Below are 19229 nucleotides of genomic sequence, written 5' to 3' on the forward strand. Positions count from 1 at the left end.
CATGACCGTTAGCCAGGGAGAAATCAACATGAAAACTTTACTCATTTTGCGCCACGCCAAATCAGATTGGGGCAACAGCCAGCTTTCTGATCATGACCGTCCGCTGAACCATCGCGGTAAATACGACGCACCGCGCATGGGTGCCTGGATTAAGCTGCAAAAGATGGTGCCAGACCTTATCATTAGCTCCACGGCAGAGCGGGCCTTAACGACGGCCGAGATGGTGGCCTTGGCAGCAGATTTTGAAGGTGAATTGCGGACGGAGCGCAAATTTTATCTGGCAGGGCCGCCGACCTATGTTGAAATTCTCAATGAGCTGTCAGACAGATACGAACGGGTAATGGTGGTGGGGCACAATCCGGGGATGGAAGAGCTGGTGTCGCTCCTGACAGACTCGGACCGTCGGATGACGACGGCCAACGTAGCGGTGGTGGAACTGCCTATTGATTCCTGGGGCGAGCTAACGATTTTTGCAGACGGTCGTCTCCTGCACCACTGGCGGCCAAAAGAATTGCCGACTTAGATTCAGTAACTGAATGCTGCTTACCAATTACTGGTAATTCCGGCGGGTGGGGAGCTTGGGTTTGCGGGAAACGGCCGTTCCATTGCCTCTGGTGGCGTGCAGGCGGCTTAAACTCTTATGCTGGGCAACCCATAAGCCTACCAACCCAATTTTTAGCTCATACAGGGTGTTGGCGCCATCATTTAGCTCCCGCATAATTTCGCGCTCAACCAAACGATGCAAAGCGGCCGTAATTTCCGTTGGGGGGAGCCGTATGCCAAATGGTTCCAAGAAATCCACGATGTCGCTGGGGTGTAAGGCGGTATCGTCGTTGCTCATGTGGGCAACGGCCGTAAGCACCACCCGCTCTGCCTCGCTAGATCGCTGCCACAAGTAAGCAAAATGCACCTCGCCCAGGCTCAACATCTCTGCCAGAGCTGCATTGACGTCTGAAATAGTGACATAGCCAGTGCGCTCACGGTTGGCCCGCTGCACCAGCGTATAACAAACAAGCTGCACAAAGTAAGGCTGCCCGGCCGTCACCCGGAAAATCTTGTCAATTGCCAAATCATCGTAAATGAGATCGGGCGCAACCGGTTCTGTAATGAGCCGAACGGCCGCTTCCTCCGACAAAAACGTAATCCGTTCATACAAGGCAATGTTGAACAGCACCGACCAGTAATCAGCACTCATCTCCTCCAGTCGGCGCGTACCTACAAAAATAAAACTTAAGCCCTCGCTGTGCTGCATCAAATGGCGCATAAAGCTGAAAAATGTGGGAGGCAAAATGCCATCTTCCACCAAATTTTCAAACGCTTCAAACTCATCAAATACCAGCAGCAGCGTGGTGTCTGGCGGCAGCAGTGATTTTACGTTGGGGATGAAGCGACGTTGAAATTCACCAGTGGGGTCCGTTTGCCACACCTCTGGCGATGGCACCTCAATTTCAATGTCGCGCAGGGCCAGCGCATCGGAGATGAGCCAGGCCATGTCGTGGAACAAGGCTCCCATGCCGGGGCTAACGCCGAGCGATTGGCAATCAATGTAGACTGGCAGCAAATCATCAGGCAAATGCTGCCCCAGCCGCAGCAAGGTGGAGGTTTTACCGGTGCGTCGCTGGCCAATCAGGATGAGCACATTGCGCTGCGACCATTTTCCGGCGTTATCGGCAATGAAGCTGAACAATCGCTCTTGGCCAAAAAAGAGCGGGCTGTTGCTGCGCAGCGGCGTGCCAGGCAGGTATGGGTTAAAGATTGGGTTGAAATCGCGGGTTGGCTGCAGCAGATGAACCATATCGCCAAAGGCAATTTCCCGGTTGCGCTGGGTGCGGTCTTTGTAAGAAACGGTCAGGCCCAGGCGGAAGCGATCGGACACTTGCGGCTCTAGCTGGAAGGTAACGGCACGACTGCGCCCTGGGGGCAGCAAAGGGATATATTGCGGGCCGCTTTGCACCACGTAACCTGGGTCTTCATTGAGCATGGCAATCACGTTTTCGGCGGAGGAACGGCCGTTATTCGTCAACAATAGCGTCACGCTCGTCTGTTCACTCGAGACAATCCGCTTTGTTTTGAGCTGCACTACCAGGTTGGCTTGCCCCCGCAGCTCTTCGTTAGCGGCTGTGACCACGCCAATCCAGCGGCGCACAATGGCGGCTACCAACGTCTTTTCTACCCGCATGGAAAAGGCTGGAAGCGTCTGTTGCAACTCACTCAGCAAAAAGCTGGCTTCATTAAGGTAAACCAGCCGGTCATCGGGCAAATCGACCCGCTCGCTGTCCCGCAAATTGGTCATGATGGGCAGCAGAGCATCCAGCGTGGGTGGCCATTTATCCTGCCGCTCCAAATAATCCAGCAAATGCACCAATTGGGGGCGCAGAAGCGAAATTTCGGTGATGGTGGGGGCTTCCAGCAACGCTTGGCCCGTGCTAAAAAGGCGTTGCCATCGTTCCAACTGCTGCCAGATAGGACGTTTTTCAGCTGCTTCTTTTAACGCGCCCTGAATAATTGTTAGCCCCACGTGCGGGCGATCTGCCAGCAAAAAGAGCCCATCCGCCAGGCTGCTTACTAGCGAGTCACCTCGCTGGCGGGCACGGCTAGCCAGGTAAATTAGAAAATCGGGCGAGGCGTTGGAGAGATTGTAACGGCTCTCTAGCAGGGGCAGGGTGGCTACTGGCTGGGTGATGAGCTGGTGGTAAAAGCGGCGGGCGCGGCTGGCGGGCAGTTGGCTTTGTCGGACCAATAAGAAAAGGCTTACGGCCGTAACCAAACCAAGAATGGTCAGCGTGGCGGTTGTGGGTGGGAGCAGGCTGCTGCTGGGGGTAACCACCGGACTGGTAAGCGGGGCCAATTCGCCCTGGTATGCCCCATCATCGTAGGAGAAGCGATAGGTGACAAACCCCTCATTTGCAGGCAATTCAGAGACCGTCCAGAAAGTCCGGTCATTGCCATTGGCAATAATTTCTGTCCCCTGACTTTCCCAAACGCCCGTTGCCGGATTTAAGATTTCCAGCCGAATGGTTACCGCATCCCTATCCACATCTGTCACGGAAATGCTAAAGTTGTATTGGCCCTCTACCTGGGGGGCGGTAAGCAGCGGCGGATGATTTTCCTGGGCGCGAAAGAGTTGGATCAGCCCATTTTCTGAAACAGCCAGCAAATCGGCAGGAATCTGTCCATCGCGACGAATCACCAACAAATCAAACACGCCGCTGGCCAGCGGAATTTCATCAATCAGCTCGGTCTGATTTGAATAAAGGTAGATGTGTCCTTCGCTGCCTTCACTGTTGCCCACCACAAACTCTGGCTGGGCATCCCCCGTGAGATCGCCCCAGTAGAGGCTGGTGATGTTGTTGAGGCCAATGAGCCGCCACACTTGCGCGGGTTCGCTATCCTGCACCCGCAGGCGGCTAAGCACCGCCTGGTCGGTAGCAATGAGAAATGATTCAGAGGGTCCGGCTTCAAATGTTTCTTCGATGGCATCGTTGGCAGGAATGCTGATAATGGGGTTTCCTTCTAGCTGCACGGGCCAGTCGGGCATTCGTATACCCCGCCAGGTTAAGCCAGAGACGGTGCCGTCTGCAAACACGAGCAGCCGCGTGGCCAGTTCCTGCCCCGGCTGGTTCAAGCGGTAGATGTCGCTGATGGGGCTGGCATAGGTGGCAATAACCGGTGCCGGGAAGGGGCCACGAATTTCAACAGCATAAAGCTCATTTTCGGCCGCGGCGATGATCAACGGCTCTTGGGTAACTAAGTTGTCGGTAAGCAACATATGGTTGATGGGCTTGCCGGGTTGCCCTTCGGCAACGGTGCGCTCACGCCAAAGCTCTGCGCCAGCAGTAGAAAAGGCCACAATTTGCCCGTCGTGCGTGCCTACAATAATTTCTGGATCGCTTCGATTATTGACGTTTTGCAACAGCAGGCTGGTGATGTTGGTGGCCAGAGGAGCTTCCCATACTTGCTCGCCATTGATGTCGCGCACGTCTACCCAGCCTTCAAATGTTCGCTCGTTGCTTGGCTCCTCCACAATGTTGTTGCGGATTACCACAATGTGCTGACCCTGGTTTGTTTCTAGCAGGGCCAGATGGGTGATGTTGCCGCCAGGCGAGACTTTCCAATCGACTTCATTTTGCTGGTTCAGGTAATGTAAACGGCCGTCTCGCGCCCCCACAACTAGCTCATCCTCACCATCTTGGTTAAAGTCCACTACGAGAACGTCGCCCGGTTCTGAGTCTAGCGAATAGCTCCACTCTGGGGCAATATCACTGGTGCCTACACCCAGCCCCAGCAGTTCAACCGTGGCAAAGTGAGCCAGAAGCAGTTCGTAACGGCCGTCCTGGTTAATGTCTAGTAGCCGGGTAAAGCCACTATCATCCACCGCTTCATAAGTGGCCAGCGTGCGGCTGGCAGGGTTTAGCAGCAGGACGTCATTGGCCCCTTCCGCCTCGGCAGGTGCCAATGTAACGGCCAGCAAGGGATCATTTTCACCGCTGTCTAGCTGGGCTGCCGTCAGAGAGACAACGGCCTGATCGGCTTCTGGTGCCAGGCGGCGGGTCCAGCGGCGGCTGCCGTTGGCGCGATAAGCCACCACCACGCCCACCTCGGTGCCCACCAGCAGCAGTGGCTCTCCGGCATATTCGCTTACAGTTAATGTTGTGATTGCTTTGTTGAGCGTGCGGGGCCACCAGGCCCGCTGCCGATCATAATTGATGAGATGGAGTTGCCCGCCTTCAGAACCAACGGCCAGCAGCGGCTCCCCATTTTCACCAAAAGGTACCACCGCCAGCGTGGAGATGCGGTCGGAGATGGGCTGCTTTTCAGCCCAAATATCTTGTTTTTGGCCGTTGATGAGGCGCAATTGGCTAAAGCGCAGGGCAGGGTTGAAAAATCCGAGGGCGATCTCGTCTTGGCCATCCTGGTTGAGGTCCAACACCGTCATGACAACCGGATTATTCAGCAAAGGATAGCTGTTCTCCGCATCGACCCAAATGATGTTGCCATTTTCATCAAACAGTTGTAGCTGGCCGTCATTAAACAGCAGCAGCAGCGCGTCACGACCGTTTCCGTCGTGATCAAACGCTGAAATTTGCTGCACCTGTACGGGGTATTGGACGCGCCACGCTTGCCCTGCCTCTTGGCTACCAAAAGCGAGCAATGATTGTGGCGGGGTAAGTGTGTTTAGGGTGCGAGACCACAGTTCGGTGCCCTCGCTGCTGAGTACGGTGAGGCTGCGACCAGTCACGAATGCGATTTCTAGCTCCTGGTTGCCATCCAGGTTGGCAGTGCCGATTGATTGGATAAGGTCGCCAGCAGGATGACTCCATTGCAGATCGCCTACGGAATTGAGCTGCTCGATACGGCCGTTTTCCGCCGCAATCACAAATTCATCCACACCATCCTGGTTGATGTCTGCATTGAGGACGTGGCTGATACGGCGCGGGGCAGAGTGCCGCCAATAGGCCGGATTTTGCACCTGGGCCACAGTGGTTTGCGGAGTGAATTGCCAAAAAAGGGAGCCAATGAGGAGAAACAGGAGCATTATCGACCAACGGGAACGGCCGTTTTTACCAAACCCTGCCAATTGTGTGGTGCCCCTAATCATGTTTTTAATCCAGCGATTACCCAGTCTCAGGTGGTCGCAATGCGTAGCCTACGCCACGCTCGCTGATGATCCAGGTATCGAAGGGGATGATAGCTCGGCGCAGCCGCTTGATGAGTGTCTTGAGCCGATCCGGATCATCAACCAGAACATCCCCCCAAACGGCCGTTTCTAAATCGTCTCCATGTACCACCTGGCCTGCGTTTTGGCACAGACTCACCAGGATGGCAAATTGAGAGGTTGTCAGGCTTAACTCTTTGCCGTGACCCCATACTTGATGCCGCTGCTGGTCGATGACAAATGGCCCCGCCTGGATGAGACCGGCAACCTGCTGTCGGCGCACATAGCGGCGTAAAATGGCACTGGTGTATTGGTAACCGTTGTCGCTGGCGGACAGCAGACATTGTTGCTCCAGCAGGCGTAGGCAATCAATCGGCCCATCGGCAATGGCCAGGGCATACTGCTCTTCTGCGCTCAAATTTTGCCACAAATAGCCCAGATGGGAATCAGCTTCTACCTCGATCGGCCCGTCTAGCTGGCCGAACTGTTCTTTGGTTTCTAGCGTAGCTCCCTGGGCGATGGCTTGGTAGGCATGGTAAGCGGCCACGTGCAGAAAGAAGGGATGTGGCCCTACCAGATAGATCAAATAATCAATGAGCCCATCGGAGAATGAGCAGTCGCTATTTTCCAAGCGCTCCTGCACCATCTGCTGGCTGGCTTCAACGCTAAACAGCCCCAGCGGCAAGGTGACAAAAATATTGAAAAACGGTGAGCTAAGGATTTCTTCTTCGGCAGTGATGGCAAAAAGCGGCCGTTGGCTAGCAGTGAGGTAAGCCAGACCATATTTGGTGGTCAGTCCCCGTAGGCGCGCAAAAAAGTAGGGGGTTAGCCGCTCATTGGCGGCCAATAGTTCAAATTCATCGAGGAGGACGACAACGGCCGTATCTTGCTTGTGAATCTGGTGCAAAACGCGGTCTAATGCCCGGTAGGTGCCGGGGGATTGATCGGCCTCAACGGAGATGCCTGCGTTCTGGGCAGCGTCTAGCAAGCCGTCCAACAGAGCCTCGTAAATTTCCTCTGGTGGCGAGCCGCCAAACTCCTGGCAGTCGATGAGAATGAACAGGGCGTGGGGAGGATCGAGCTGCATTTGGGCGCGTACCTTGGCGCGGCTCAGGTGGATGAGCAGAGAGCTTTTACCGATACGCCGAGGGCCGATTAGTGAGACGCTTTGCCCGTTGCGTAGCAAGCCCAAAATTTGGCTGATTTCTGCATCACGGTTGTGAAAATCAGCAGCACGCCGGATTGCGCCACGATGATAAAAAGGATTGTTAACAGTTGTCTGTACATTCATGTCGCCACTCGTATCCCCGTTCATGCGGCAATTGTAGCGGGGAATGGAGAAAAGGTAAAATTTGGTGACAAATCGGGGGTCAGAATTTGCTCCTCAAAGGTAGAACAGTTTGAAAACTTCAAAAAGCGCAATGTTGATAGGCTGGCATCCAGTTACGGCCGTAGCGGCCACACAAGGGGCAAAACCAGCAGCGTTATCAACAGGGCCACAATAACCAACGGCACACCCACTTTGGTGTAATCGGTAAAGCGGTAGCCGCCTGGCCCCATCATCAGCACATTGACCGGGTGCCCAACCGGACTCATAAAGCTGGTTGAAGCAGCCACGGCGATCAACATGATGAGCGCATAAGGCGAGATGTTTACTTCTGCCGCCAAGTTCAAGGCAATGGGCGCCATCAACACCATCACTACTGCACTGGGCATGACTTGAGCAGCCAGACTCGTCATCAAGAAAAATCCGGCCAAAATAGCAATATCTCCAAACTCGCCTACCAAAGACAGCATCCCTTCTGCCAATAACTGCGCTGCGCCACTGGTTTCCATGGCAATGCCCATTGTCAGCATGCAGGCAATCAGAAAAATGGCGCGCCATTCAATGTAGCGGTACGCTTCTTCCATATTTAGGCAGCCGGTTAAAACCATCATGGCGGCACCCGCAAGGGCAGCCAGGGCAATAGGCAGCCAGCCAATGAGTGCGGTGAGGATAACGGCCGTCATAATTGCCGCGGCCAACCCCGCTTTGTGTCGGCGAGGAGCCGTTGGCACCTCATCTTGCAGCAGCAGGAAATCAGGTTCGCTGCCCAATAGGCTAATTTTGGCGCGTGGCCCATAGAGCAGGAAGGCATCGCCAAATTGGAGCGGCATGTTGGCTAGTGAGGAGCGGTAAGCACGGCCGTTTCGCCAGATCGCCAACACTGTCACCCCATACTTTTCCCGAAAGTGAAGGTCACGCAGGCTCTTATTGACAAGCGTGGTATGCGGTGAAAGAACCGCCTCAACCAGCCCCACGGCCTCACTCTCTAGTTCAACCTGCGCCATTTGCAACTGGCGTCTTATCCGCAGTCCCTGCAAACCGCGCATGATCTCCAATTCAGCCGGATCGCCTTCAACCAACAGCAGATCATTGGCCATGAGCGGACTGTCTGGGTCGGGCAGCAGGTTTGTTTCGCCATTGCGAATCAGGCTCAAAGCCTCCAGGCCAAAGAGTTGGCTCAAATGGCTTTGGGTGAGGGATTGCCCCACAAGCGGGGATGCTTCCGGGATGCGAACCAGCAAGATGCTTTCGCTAAGACCAAAATCACCGACTTTGGCTTCGCTCTGGTCAATAATGTGGAAAGAACCTTTGAAGGGTGGCTGGCTTTGCACGGCCGTGATCACTTCGTGCCTTCCTTGCATCACCAGGCGATCACCTGCCAATAACGATATGGTTGAGAGATTGGTGCGCTGCCACGCTCCCTGGCGATCAATAGAAATGACGTGCAGTCCATACTCCCGCCGCAGCCCGGTTTGCGCCAGCGTTTGGCCGACAAGCGGTGAATTGGGTGGAATCGTCCATTCCGCCAGCCCAACTTCGGTTGAAATCAACTGTTGAACCGTTGGATCATCCGCTACGGGCAGCAGAAATGGCCTGCGCCCCAACGCTTCTAGTCGCTCAACGCGCCCCAAGGCCAGCAGTTGATCATTCCCTTGCAGCACGGTGTCCGGCTGAATCGACATCTGCTTTTGGTCGTCGCGCTGCAAACCCAGGACAGTCAATCCCAGCGTCCGGCCCAAGCGGCTTTGTGCCAGGGTCTTGCCCGCTAATAAACTGTCGGCGGGAAGTTCAACCAATGCCAACCGCTCTTCCAATGAAAAGAGCAGGGTCGGGTCTATGGCATCTTCGTTTTGCTCGCTTAAAGCCATCACAGCACTGCGGTTTGGCAGCAAATGCCGCCCCAAGAAGACCATGTAGCCAACGCCGGCCAGCATCACGACCGCGCCCACGGGGAGGAAATCGAAAAATTGCAGCCCAGCCAGACCAAAATCTTGCACAATCTCATTGGCCAGGATGTTGGGCGCGGTGCCAATTAAGGTCATCAACCCGCCCAACAGGCAGCCAAAAGAGAGGGGGATGAGCAATTTGGAAGGCGGCATGTTGATTTGGCGACAAATGATCAGGACGACGGGCAGCAGCAGGGCGGCCACGCCCACATTATTCATGAAGGCAGACATGACGCCAGCGGTAAGCATGATGACGGCCGTTAACCTGAATTCACTTTTGCCCGACAGCCGCAGCACCTGCCGCCCCACAATTTCGGCCACGCCGGTTCGCGCCAATCCACCGCTCAGAACAAAGACCGCTCCGGCCGTGACCACTGCCGGGCTGCTAAAACCGGACAAGGCCTCCACAGGGGTGATGAGTCCCGTGATGGCCAACGCCAGCAGCACCAGCATGGCCACCAAATCCACCCGCAATTTGTCAGTGACAAACAGAAAGATTGCCAGGCCCAAAATAAGTAAAACGGCAATAATGGGTAAAGTCATGGTCTTCACCTTTTCGGTAAAGCATAAGTTATGCTCATGCTGCTAACAAAATTTTGTCTGGGCTGACGTGGATGGTAACCGTCGTTGTGCCATCCTTATGTTGCTGAACGTGGTAACAGTGGCCCGCGCCGTGGATTTGCAGGGTACGGCCGCCTATCACCAACATCGTATTCTCATCAATTGCCCAGCCTTCAGGGACCAAGCCGATTTCCACAGCGTGGATCAGCCGAGTGAGGGTGCCCATCTGGCTGGCGTGGACATCTATGGCAAAAGGCACCAGCCCCAGACCGGGGCGCACCATGAGCTGCTCCACGCCTTCACCGGCACCCGCAAACAAAATTTCGCGAGATTGCTCTTGCCGTGTAGCCTGCCAGCCGCCGAGAACGGCCGTTTGCGCCGCAATCGCTGCCCCAGCGGATGTGCCGCCAAAGGGAATGTTGGCCTCTTGCAAATACGCAGTCCAGCCGGGGTTGGCGGCAACGGCTTGATGGTAGAAGGGTGTGACGCCGCCGCACACAAACAAGCCAGACGGTGCAGCCTGAGCCACCACCTCATAGGTGAGTGGTTTTTCGGCGGTGACGACCAAGGGAATGAGCTGATCTTGCGGGACGCCAACGGCCGTAAAAATGTTGCTGTAGGCCTGGATGGTGGGGGGAACGGCCGTTTCCTCCGCCTCGGCAATCACCAACACCAACTTATCCGCAGGCTGGCGCAATGCAGTTGCCGCAAACCGCCCAAACGTCGCCGCACGGCTCTCAGCCCGATCCCCACCCCCGTGAAGAAAGAGTTTGTTTGGCATAATTTAATTACCTGGCCTCCTTTTCGTAGTTCCTGCACCCTCTATGGCTCCTGGTCTTTCAATTGTATCCCAAAAGGTAGAAGTTCCACTGCAATTTTGTGATGGCGACTGGGTGGCAACACAGGCCATTTACCACCAGACGCACACGGGGAACTTTATGGGTATTCCAGCCACAAACAAGCGCATTAAGACCGAAGTTTTGATGTTTCATCGGATTGTAGACGGCCGTATTGTTCAACAACATTCACAGGCAAAATCGGCCGAGATGATGGGAGAATTGGGTGCCTTGCCACGCTTTGACCATTAAAGTAAAAATAGCCCATGATTAAAATCGCTCTTCTTGCAGATTGTCCAGAGACGATTCCTACACTAAGCCAATGGTTTCAAGCCCAATGGCCTGACTATTATGCGGGGCGCACGCTGGCAGACATTGCCCAAGATTTTGTGGCAGAAGCAAACCGCAGCCGCATCCCCGTGCGGCTGGTGGCCTTTGCCGATGGGGCGTTGGCAGGCACCATTACGTTACGTGAGGAAGCGACTTGGATTTTGCCACAATTCCGGCCGGGGCTGGGGGGCTTATTTGTTCCAGCAACATATCGTGGCAAAGGGATTGGCACCGAGTTGGTGAAGGCTGGTATGAGAGTGGCGCAGGAACAAGGCTACAAAAAAGTCTACGCAACGACAGTGGCGGCGCAGGGAATTTTGGCGCGTTTGGGCTGGCAGCCAGTTCCCGTACCCTTGCTGAGTGATGATCATGGGTTGCTTTTTCAATATGAGTTTTAGGGTCAATCTGCGAGAGAGGTGATTTTAATCGTGTGCTGTTTTTGCATTAATGCCCGGGGCCTTGCAATGCACCCAACTCCCGCATCATCTCGGCCGAGTTTGCTTGAGAATGTTGTTGGACAATTACACCATCTACAACCCGGTGAAACATCAACACTTCCGTTTTGATGCGCTTGTTCGTCGCTGGAATGCCCATAAAGGTGCCGGTGTGCGTCTGGTGATAAATCACTTGCGTTGCTACCCAATCGCCATCACAAAATTGAAGCGGAATCTCTGCTTTCACATCCGAAAAAGCAGTCGCCAACATTTCCAGCATGGGAATCTCTTCAGCCAATCCCGGATGTTGCCGCGCTGCCTCCACATCCCTTGAGAGAATCAGTTCCTTTACCAATGTCATCTTTTCGTCATTTGTCATCTTGAACATCTCCTTGTTTTCAAAAGTGACAGTTACTGTAAAAGCGACTGTCGCTTGCCAAGTTATATATTCCCATTAAACTGGATGCCGAGGTTCGGTTGATCTCCCTGTTGGGATACAGTAAGGGAGGCAAATAGATGTTTACTCCTAGTAGATGGCCTTCTATAGACTATAAGCTAAATTAACAAGTTGAAAGAATAAGTGTTTATTACAAAGGGGCGGGATTTTTATTCGGCTGTTTCTTTAAGCCAGGCCGCTTCGAGCAACATGCCATTGTTGTCCTGAAACAGCATATTGTAAACGATGTCAGCTTGGAGCATAACTTCAGTCATTTCGACACCATGCAATCTGAGCCGTTCACGGAAGGTCATGCCAGCCCTTTCGTCCGGCAGGGCAAAGGATATGTGATGGAGCGCACCTGGTAGCCAGTACATAGTTTTCAAATCGGGCGGATTAAACAGCGTTGCTTCTGGCTCTTCAAAAAAGTGAAGTCCAAGATGGCCTTCGCCCGGCAAGATGGCAGCATGACGGCCGTTTATGTCCGTTGGCGGCGCGGTAAACAACACCTTCATACCCAGTACATCTCGATAAAACGCAATCGTCGCATCCAGATCCGGGGTTACTAAAGCGATATGATGAAATCCTTGCCAGGGAGGGAGCGAATTACTGTTCTTTGTCATAGTCATATTTCTCCTTTTACTTCTCCGACTTGCCTAGACCAGCTTCCCGTGCCTTGACGATGGCTTCGCTGCGGCTGGCAACTTGCAGCTTGCTAAAGATGTTGGACACTTGATTGCGAATTGTCTTTGGACTGAGGACCAGCTTTTCGGCAATGGCAGTATTGGTTAATCCTTGCGCCAGCAGTTCCAAAATTTCCCGTTCGCGGGGCGTTAATTCAGGAAATGGTTTCGCTTTGGCCGAGCCTGTAGGCGTTGTTTCCCGGCCGCCTTTCATAAAAAAAGCCATCATCTGTTCCGCTATGCCAGGGCTGAAAATCACTTCCCCGTTGGCGACGGCGCGAATGGCCCGCAGCGTTTCGTCGCCCTGTGCGCCTTTGAGCAGATAGCCTCGCGCTCCGGCTTGCATAGCGGTGAATACGGTGTCGTCGTCGAACATGGTGATGATGAGTACGGCCGTCTGCGGCCAACTATCCACAATCTGCTTCGTCGCTTCAATGCCGTTGATGCCCGGCATGTTGATGTCCATCAAAACCACGTCTGGCTGGAGCGATTGGGTTTGGTTAACGGCCGTTTCGCCACTTTCTGCCTCACCCACAACTGCCATATCCGCTTGGGCTTCCAACAAGGCGCGCAGACCAAAGCGAAACACGGGATGATCATCAGCGATGAGAATGCGAATGGATTGCTCAGACATCATTTACCTCCAGCGGCAACTGTGCTTGCACCTGCGTACCTCCCTCTGGTAAAGATTGTATCATACAGACGCCGTTCAGTTCTTCAGCCCGTTCGCGCATCGAATTCAACCCCACACCCGCCTGATATTTCGGGGACAGCCCTTGTCCATCATCCTGAATGGTGACAGAGAGGGTGTTGTCGGTGTAGTCCAGGCGAATGATGCAAGTTGTGGCCTGGGCATGGCGCACGACGTTGGTCATCGCTTCTTGGGTGATGCGGTAAACGGCCGTTTCCACTGCCGCTGGTAATGCTGGCAAGGGGTGGGGGAGATCAAACGAAAAGCGCAACTCTTCAGTTTCCAAACGGTTGGCACTTTGCTGCAATGCCGCCACCAAGCCCAAATCATCCAGCGCAGGCGGGCGCAGCGCATACACTAGACGACGCACGTCCACAATCGCTTCCTGCGCCTGTGTCTGCAGGGAAGCCAGCAGGTCACGCGCTTTTTGGGGATGGGTTGTCATGAGTTGACCAATCGCCTCCAGCCCCAGCGTTTGGCTGGCAAGTTGTGGGCCTAGCCCATCGTGCAAATCGCGCCGCAGACGCCGCCGCTCATCTTCACGCGCCGTCACAATGCGCTGGCGCGACTGGCGTAGTTCATCTGACAACTGCACGGCGCGAACGGTGCTGGCAGTGAGGGCGGCGATGGTGTTCAACAAATCCCGCTCGCGCTGGTTGAACGTGCCGCCCGCATCGCGTGGCGCGACGGCCAGATGCCCGATCATTTTGCTTTGGTAGGTCAGCGGCATCATTTCGACATGCTCGGGCGATGTACCCCAAACGGCAGCGGGATCAAATTGATTGTCGGACACGGGCAGCCAGATAGCGGCGTGGGGGATTTTGAGGGTGCGGGCGATGGTTTGGACAAGATGCGCAAGAATGTCGGTTGTTGCGGCCGTTTCCATCTGCTGTGCCAAGCGGGTCAAAACGGCCGCCGGGTCATCCCGCTCGCCGTACAACAAGCGGTTCACGCCGCGCTGTAACCCGTCACGCAAAGGCTGAAACAAGACGGCAATGATGCCCGTCGCCACCAAGCCGATGAGGGGGTTGGTTTGGGTCTGGAACAACAGCCCTAGCCCGCCGACGATGCCGATGTATATGGCGACGATGAGTAGCGTCAGCCCCCCGTAAACCAGCGTGCGGTTGAGGATGGGGTCAATGCCCCACAAGCGGCGGCGAAAAACGGCAAAGCCAAAGCAAATGCCAAGTGCAAACTGGCTCAGATGAGACAAGGTGTCTTGCCCCAACTCCCAATAGACAGCTTGTTGACCATTGGAAAGGGGATAGCTACCAGTAAAGGTTTCATACAGGTCAAAAACGGCAAAATCGATCAAAAAATTGAAGGCAATCAACATCATACCAAAGGTGATCCATTTGATTTGTTGCCGCTGAATGGCTGTTGCTTGCTGTCGATAGCGAAAAATAATGATGCCAATCCCCAGCAGCACATAAACAAAGGGAACCAGAGAATGAAGGGGGAAGGGCCAATTGCCCATAGCAAATATGGTTTCTGGCAGAAAAATATTGCCGGCCGATAACAGCAGCCAACTGCCAGCTAACCAGCGTGACCAGTGCGGCACAAAACGGCCGTTTGGAAAGAGGCAAGCAAACAAGAATGCACCACACACCAACAAGTAGGTAAGAATGGGCGAAAAAATATGCAGTGCGGGATATGGTGAAAATTCTTCAAGCCACCAGCCACCCCACTCCCAAAAAGGATTGAACCATGTGCCAGAAATGCCAATCACCAACAATAAACCAGCGAGCAATAAAATGCGCAACTCTTGGCTATACCGCCACACCAGCAAGAGACTAAGCATAAAAAAGGGAAGTGCGGCAATGACACGCAAGCCAACAAAATAACTCTCAAAAGCAACGGCCGTTACCCTTAGATCGGCAATTGCTTGAAACCATTCAGTGCACCAGTTGCCCTGGGCTGCCCATGCTGCATTGTAGATTGAACCACAGCCTGAAGTGCCTTGTACAAATTTGTACCATAAGCTGGTACTAAACATACCCAAGCAAATCAAGAACAGCAGCAGGTAAAGTAAACGACTAGCAAAGAGCAGACGGCCGTTTAAGCGAATAGGCATCGGTGTACTTAAACTCTTCATAATTGCATTCCTTTTACCAAACTACGCCAATGATTTTCGCATAAAAAAGCGCGTATGCTCATCTGGAAATGCTTCAAGCGTGCCAAAAATCTCATAGCCGCACTTAGTATAAAATTGAGGGGTTTGAAAGCTAAATGTATCGAGATAGCTACTATGGCAGCCCAGTCGTACACCCTCGTTTTCGGCCGTTTCTATCAACTGTCTACCATATCCTTGTCCACGCAAAGCCTCGTTTACCCACAGGCTACCAATTTTGAGCCAGCCACGCCCGGCTTTGGCAATCACGCCCCCGAGAATATGGCCGTTTTCACCGTGCAAAAAAACAGCAAACAGCCTATCATCGCTAGCAGGAGCAAATTGCTCATTGTGGCGGCGTAAGCCTTCGCCAATGACTTGTAACGCTTCATGGGTTGGAGCGCGATCAAGCGCAATATGTATTCGTTCAGACAACGGCTGTTTCTCCTCTCCATAACCGCAGTCCCACCAACGAGAAAAAAAGGGCAAAGCAAATGCCAGTGATCAGCGTAATGATGCCACCTATTGTGCCAGGGACGTTTTCAGACACAGCATAAGCAACTGTGCCAACAATTGCTATCAGTGACACCCACTTTGGTAAAACGGCCGTTTGCCACACCACAACCGCCAAAATAAACACCCCAATCACCCACAACAGCACGGTAAATTCAAATGCCTCGAAAAAAGACGGTGTCATACCTGATGAGGTATTCCAAAAGATGTCGAACCCAAGTTCCCGCAAATCGGCCGTTCTTGCCGATCCCTTATACCCAGCCAATTGCATCACACTGCCAATAAAGACAAAAATCGTACACAAAAAGGCAACCATTGGCTTCCTATCTTTGATCAGTTGCACCAACCCTAACATGGCAACAATCCCCGCAAGCCATGCCAGCCAGAGAAAATTGTGAATGTAAATGTCGTTGCTACTCAGAAAGCCGCTTGTCTCATAGATCGTATCTTCACCCAGTAGGCGATAAACGGCCGATACTAAAAGCAGTAGCGGAAAGAGGAAACAGGCGACCGTCATACCCCTCCGCACCATTTGCCCATAACGCATCGTTCCCCCTGTCGTTTTGGTAATAGAATTAATCGTTGTCATTTTTCTATCTCCTTCATAAATAGCTATCAGTTTGTCAGCCTTGTATCCTGATCTAATAACCTGAGTTCGAAGTTCCTCCCCTTGGTCGGCTAACCAGTAGGGAACGGCCGTTTTATTGAGTGGATGAGATGCACATGATTGAATTCTTTCCAGCGCGGGTTGGGGAGGAAACGGCCGATTAATTTTGCTGTCGTCGCCCTCATGCGTGTACTCCTTCAGCCAAAATGTTTTGGTAGACGTTGCGGTTGCGGTGCGGGCGGAGACGAATGACGAAGCCCAAAAGCAAAATCACTGTACCGCCCATCAGTAATCCAAGCAATAGAACGGGCAGAAGTGATGGCGTAGCTGGCACCACAGATTCCTTTGCTGTGCCTGCGGGTGTTGGCACGGGTTGGGGTGCTGGTTGGATAGTTGGCTGGGCACTGCCGGATGCGGGGGCTGGTGTGGCTTTGGCCGGCGCCGAAATAGCTGTTGGCGCGGCCACAGGCTGCGGCTGATTGTCCGTCAATGTAGGGATTGCCGATTGCCCGGCATCTCGCAAATTGGTCAACGCCAAAATCAGGAAAAAGCCAATAATTCCAATAGCTGTGAACTGCGTGAATCGCTGCTTGCTCATCATTTTGTCTCCTTAGCGAAATGATAAGCATACAATACACGTCCCCGCGTCCCGTTGTCATGAGGCGGGCATCACGACTGGGCGGGACACAATGTCCCATTGTGCTTTATGTTTGGGGTAGAGGCAGACAAACGTATCTGTGTGTTGGGTACACATGAGGATGGGCGCACGCGGGAGTGTGCCCTACCTTTCTGTGTTTTGTAGGTAGCGATACAGTACGCCCATCACTGTGGCGGGTTCGGCATCGCGTTCTTTATTGTAGCTGCGGGTGGCGCGGCTGCGGCTAAGCTGCAAGTAGCGGCGGGCGCGGGTGATGCCTACGTACAGCAGGCGCAGCCGCTCGGCAATAATGTCAATGTGGGCGGATTCGGTGGCGGAACGGCCGTTATAAATTCCCGCATCTCCCTCCATCAAATACCGTAGCTGGGCCACCACTTCGGCCGTGGGATCGCCGCCCAAAATGTCGCTAACCCCCATAAAATACGCATCCAAATTGCTGGGAACCCAGGTGCCGTCCACGCCAATCATGAACACCGCATCCCACTCCAACCCCTTGGCGCTGTGCTGCGTGGTGAGCGTCACCCGCCCCGGCACCGGCTCGTAGCCAAAATCGGTGGGGCTGCTCAGCGGCAAGCTGCGCCGCCCGCTGACGATGTTGCCCAGCTCGGCGACAAGCTCCGGCAGCCGCCAATCGGGCTGGCTATCCCGCCAGCGGCGCATGAGGGTGGCAATCTGGTAGGCGATGGCCAGGTCGCCTTCGTGTACATCTCCCCAGGCAAATAGTTCGTCCCCCAGGGCAAGGGCAAGGTCGTCGATGGGTAACGGCCGTAACGCCAACAGTTCGCGCAAGAAAGCTCCAAATCGAGCCGCCACCTGGGATTGTGTCTCGGTAGCCACCCCGGCAGGCAACGCTTGGGCCACTTGGTCATCGTCGTGGGGGTAGAGCAGCCATTCCGGCTGGTGGACGCTGCGGAGTAAGGTGTGGAACTGTGCCAGTTCCTCATCCGGCAGTAGGGCAACGGGATGCCCCAGCGCGTGCAGGCTGGCGTGGGCAGCGGTGATCGCTTTGGTATCCAGCGGGTCGGCCAGGACGGTGAGGACGGCGTGCATGGCGGCGGCGATTTCCCGCTCGCGGGTCCCACCGCGCAGCAGATTGTCGTAATCGGCATCCAACCCGTCCAGATGCTCGGCCATCTGGTAGCCCAGGTTGTTGGTCGGCACCAAAATGGCGACGGTGTGTTCGGGTCGTTTTTGCGTGTAGCGAACGGCTAAATCTGCCACCTGGGGCAGTTCCTCATCCTCGCGGTGTTTGTAGACGCGAATGCGAATGGCAGCTTCGCTGTCTGGCGGGTTGGGTTGGGCATCGCCGGGCGGGGTAGGCTCGATGTTTTGGCGGCGGAAGGTGTTGGTTTGCACCTCTGGCACCGGATGTTTGTCCATCACCCAATGGAGCAGGGTGTTGGCCGCGCCTAAAATGAGCGGGGCGCAGCGGCCGCTGTTGGGCAGGGGGAGTGAAAGTACGTCGGGGCGGTCGGCAAAGGCGTTGAAGAAGCGGGGGTGGGCGGCGGTGAAGGTGCTGGTGATGGCCTGGTTGGGGTCGCCGACGCGCACCCAGTTGCCGTCTGGTCCCATCAGGCGGCTGATAAGTGCTTCTTGCAGCGGTACGCTGTCTTGGGCTTCATCTTCCAGCACGTAAGGCCAGCGCTGGCGCATCTCTTCCGCCAGCCCAGCACGCTGATCCAGCAAGGCCACCGCTTGCCAAATGAGGTCGTCAAAGTCGAGGGAGCCTTGTCTATCTAGGATGGTTTGATAACGGCCGTAAATGCCGCCCATCATCCACAATAAAGGAGATTGGTTGATTGGAGATTGGAGATTATCGTCTTGATCATCCAATCTCCAATCTCCAATCTCCAATCTTTCCAAAACCTGTTCAGGTTTGTACCGCTCATTCTTCGCCGCCCGAATAAACGCTTTGGCCATCTTTTGGGTGACGTCACGCCAGCGAGCCCGGGTTTGGGGGGAATCATCGGTGAGAAATTGGCTCCATTCGCCGGGATGGGCTTCGATCCAGCCATCCACAGCGCGAGCCAAAAAGTGGTTGCCCTGGCCTTCATCCAGCACCAGCGGCCCGTTTTCGTCGCCCAAGCCGGAATTGGCCGTCCGCACAATTTCCAAGGCCAGACTGTGCAGGGTACGTACATCAAAGCCCACGGGCGGCAGCTCTTCAGCCTCTAGCCGCTGGCGAATCCGCACCTTGAAATTATCTACGCTGGCATTCAAGTAGGTGACGATGAGGATTTGCTGCTGATTGGGATCGATACGGCCGTTTCCAATCAATTTCGCCGCCAGCAGAGAGAGGGTGAATGTTTTCCCACTTCCCGGGACGGCACTAATGGCGAGACGGCCGTTTTCGTATTCTAAAATTTTCGCTTGGGCAGGTCGCAACTGGAGATCGCTCATGACCCTATTTTATGTTTTATCTGAGTATTCGCCATAGAGTA

The 19229-nt window shown here is 54.4% G+C and carries 15 protein-coding genes; 3 read left to right on the top strand and 12 right to left on the bottom strand.

Annotated features, from left to right (window positions below):
* Positions 1–28: 28 nt before the first annotated feature.
* Positions 29–523 (top strand): SixA phosphatase family protein, encoded by a 495-nt coding sequence (locus tag ACOQPU_RS03470; RefSeq protein ID WP_420643737.1) that lies wholly within the window; start codon positions 29–31, stop codon positions 521–523.
* A gap of 27 nt (positions 524–550) precedes the next feature.
* Here ACOQPU_RS03470 and ACOQPU_RS03475 read toward each other — a convergent pair whose 3' ends face one another.
* The 4 genes from ACOQPU_RS03475 to ACOQPU_RS03490 all read right to left on the bottom strand — a co-directional run bounded on the left by ACOQPU_RS03475 (position 551) and on the right by ACOQPU_RS03490 (position 10271).
* Complete coding sequence (locus ACOQPU_RS03475) at positions 551–5599, bottom strand: AAA family ATPase (RefSeq protein ID WP_420643738.1); 5049 nt, start codon at positions 5597–5599, stop codon at positions 551–553.
* A 16-nt stretch (positions 5600–5615) separates the two neighbouring features.
* A complete protein-coding gene (locus tag ACOQPU_RS03480) occupies positions 5616–6947 on the bottom strand; it encodes a winged helix-turn-helix domain-containing protein (protein WP_420643739.1) in 1332 nt (443 codons plus the stop codon).
* A gap of 152 nt (positions 6948–7099) precedes the next feature.
* On the bottom strand, positions 7100–9472 hold the full coding sequence (locus ACOQPU_RS03485) for an SLC13 family permease (RefSeq protein ID WP_420643740.1): 2373 nt from the start codon (positions 9470–9472) through the stop codon (positions 7100–7102).
* A 34-nt stretch (positions 9473–9506) separates the two neighbouring features.
* A complete protein-coding gene (locus ACOQPU_RS03490) occupies positions 9507–10271 on the bottom strand; it encodes a hypothetical protein (RefSeq protein WP_420643741.1) in 765 nt (254 codons plus the stop codon).
* Positions 10272–10314: 43 nt separating this feature from the next.
* Here ACOQPU_RS03490 and ACOQPU_RS03495 point away from each other — a divergent pair, with 43 nt between their 5' ends.
* Together ACOQPU_RS03495 and ACOQPU_RS03500 are read left to right on the top strand one after the other, a co-directional pair.
* Positions 10315–10578 carry an ester cyclase gene (locus ACOQPU_RS03495; protein ID WP_420643742.1) on the top strand — a complete coding sequence of 88 codons (264 nt, stop codon included), beginning with the start codon at positions 10315–10317 and terminating at the stop codon, positions 10576–10578.
* 14 nt (positions 10579–10592) lie between these two features.
* A complete protein-coding gene (locus ACOQPU_RS03500) occupies positions 10593–11054 on the top strand; it encodes a GNAT family N-acetyltransferase (protein WP_420643743.1) in 462 nt (153 codons plus the stop codon).
* A gap of 46 nt (positions 11055–11100) precedes the next feature.
* Here ACOQPU_RS03500 and ACOQPU_RS03505 read toward each other — a convergent pair whose 3' ends face one another.
* From ACOQPU_RS03505 to ACOQPU_RS03540, 8 genes are all read right to left on the bottom strand, one after another.
* The gene (locus tag ACOQPU_RS03505) at positions 11101–11469 is read right to left on the bottom strand and encodes an ester cyclase (protein ID WP_420643744.1); all 369 of its coding nucleotides are present in this window, start codon (positions 11467–11469) and stop codon (positions 11101–11103) included.
* 227 nt (positions 11470–11696) lie between these two features.
* Complete coding sequence (locus ACOQPU_RS03510) at positions 11697–12149, bottom strand: VOC family protein (RefSeq protein ID WP_420643745.1); 453 nt, start codon at positions 12147–12149, stop codon at positions 11697–11699.
* A gap of 16 nt (positions 12150–12165) precedes the next feature.
* Positions 12166–12846: a response regulator gene (locus ACOQPU_RS03515; protein ID WP_420643746.1), complete on the bottom strand. Its 681-nt coding sequence runs from the start codon at positions 12844–12846 to the stop codon at positions 12166–12168.
* Complete coding sequence (locus tag ACOQPU_RS03520; RefSeq protein WP_420643747.1) at positions 12836–14995, bottom strand: GAF domain-containing sensor histidine kinase; 2160 nt, start codon at positions 14993–14995, stop codon at positions 12836–12838. The genes ACOQPU_RS03515 and ACOQPU_RS03520 overlap by 11 nt, the downstream gene beginning before the upstream one ends.
* A 21-nt stretch (positions 14996–15016) precedes the next feature.
* A complete protein-coding gene (locus ACOQPU_RS03525; protein ID WP_420643748.1) occupies positions 15017–15445 on the bottom strand; it encodes a GNAT family N-acetyltransferase in 429 nt (142 codons plus the stop codon).
* The gene (locus ACOQPU_RS03530; protein WP_420643749.1) at positions 15438–16112 is read right to left on the bottom strand and encodes a hypothetical protein; all 675 of its coding nucleotides are present in this window, start codon (positions 16110–16112) and stop codon (positions 15438–15440) included. The genes ACOQPU_RS03525 and ACOQPU_RS03530 overlap by 8 nt, the downstream gene beginning before the upstream one ends.
* A 199-nt stretch (positions 16113–16311) precedes the next feature.
* Positions 16312–16731, bottom strand: coding sequence for a hypothetical protein (locus tag ACOQPU_RS03535; protein WP_420643750.1), 420 nt, complete (start codon positions 16729–16731; stop codon positions 16312–16314).
* A gap of 180 nt (positions 16732–16911) precedes the next feature.
* On the bottom strand, positions 16912–19188 hold the full coding sequence (locus ACOQPU_RS03540; protein WP_420643751.1) for an ATP-dependent helicase: 2277 nt from the start codon (positions 19186–19188) through the stop codon (positions 16912–16914).
* Positions 19189–19229 lie beyond the last annotated feature (41 nt).

The sequence above is a fragment of the Candidatus Leptofilum sp. genome (assembly GCF_965223285.1).
In the GTDB taxonomy this organism is placed as follows: Bacteria; Chloroflexota; Anaerolineae; order Promineifilales; family Promineifilaceae; genus Leptofilum.

What these genes read in the sequence shown, in the direction of transcription:
- ACOQPU_RS03470 (WP_420643737.1), top strand. Translation starts at nt 29, where the DNA reads ATGAAAACTTTACTCATTTTGCGCCACGCCAAATCAGATTGGGGCAAC.
- ACOQPU_RS03475 (WP_420643738.1), bottom strand. Translation starts at nt 5,599, where the DNA reads ATGATTAGGGGCACCACACAATTGGCAGGGTTTGGTAAAAACGGCCGT.
- ACOQPU_RS03480 (WP_420643739.1), bottom strand. Translation starts at nt 6,947, where the DNA reads ATGAATGTACAGACAACTGTTAACAATCCTTTTTATCATCGTGGCGCA.
- ACOQPU_RS03485 (WP_420643740.1), bottom strand. Translation starts at nt 9,472, where the DNA reads ATGACTTTACCCATTATTGCCGTTTTACTTATTTTGGGCCTGGCAATC.
- ACOQPU_RS03490 (WP_420643741.1), bottom strand. Translation starts at nt 10,271, where the DNA reads ATGCCAAACAAACTCTTTCTTCACGGGGGTGGGGATCGGGCTGAGAGC.
- ACOQPU_RS03495 (WP_420643742.1), top strand. Translation starts at nt 10,315, where the DNA reads ATGGCTCCTGGTCTTTCAATTGTATCCCAAAAGGTAGAAGTTCCACTG.
- ACOQPU_RS03500 (WP_420643743.1), top strand. Translation starts at nt 10,593, where the DNA reads ATGATTAAAATCGCTCTTCTTGCAGATTGTCCAGAGACGATTCCTACA.
- ACOQPU_RS03505 (WP_420643744.1), bottom strand. Translation starts at nt 11,469, where the DNA reads ATGACAAATGACGAAAAGATGACATTGGTAAAGGAACTGATTCTCTCA.
- ACOQPU_RS03510 (WP_420643745.1), bottom strand. Translation starts at nt 12,149, where the DNA reads ATGACAAAGAACAGTAATTCGCTCCCTCCCTGGCAAGGATTTCATCAT.
- ACOQPU_RS03515 (WP_420643746.1), bottom strand. Translation starts at nt 12,846, where the DNA reads ATGATGTCTGAGCAATCCATTCGCATTCTCATCGCTGATGATCATCCC.
- ACOQPU_RS03520 (WP_420643747.1), bottom strand. Translation starts at nt 14,995, where the DNA reads ATGAAGAGTTTAAGTACACCGATGCCTATTCGCTTAAACGGCCGTCTG.
- ACOQPU_RS03530 (WP_420643749.1), bottom strand. Translation starts at nt 16,112, where the DNA reads ATGACAACGATTAATTCTATTACCAAAACGACAGGGGGAACGATGCGT.
- ACOQPU_RS03535 (WP_420643750.1), bottom strand. Translation starts at nt 16,731, where the DNA reads ATGATGAGCAAGCAGCGATTCACGCAGTTCACAGCTATTGGAATTATT.
- ACOQPU_RS03540 (WP_420643751.1), bottom strand. Translation starts at nt 19,188, where the DNA reads ATGAGCGATCTCCAGTTGCGACCTGCCCAAGCGAAAATTTTAGAATAC.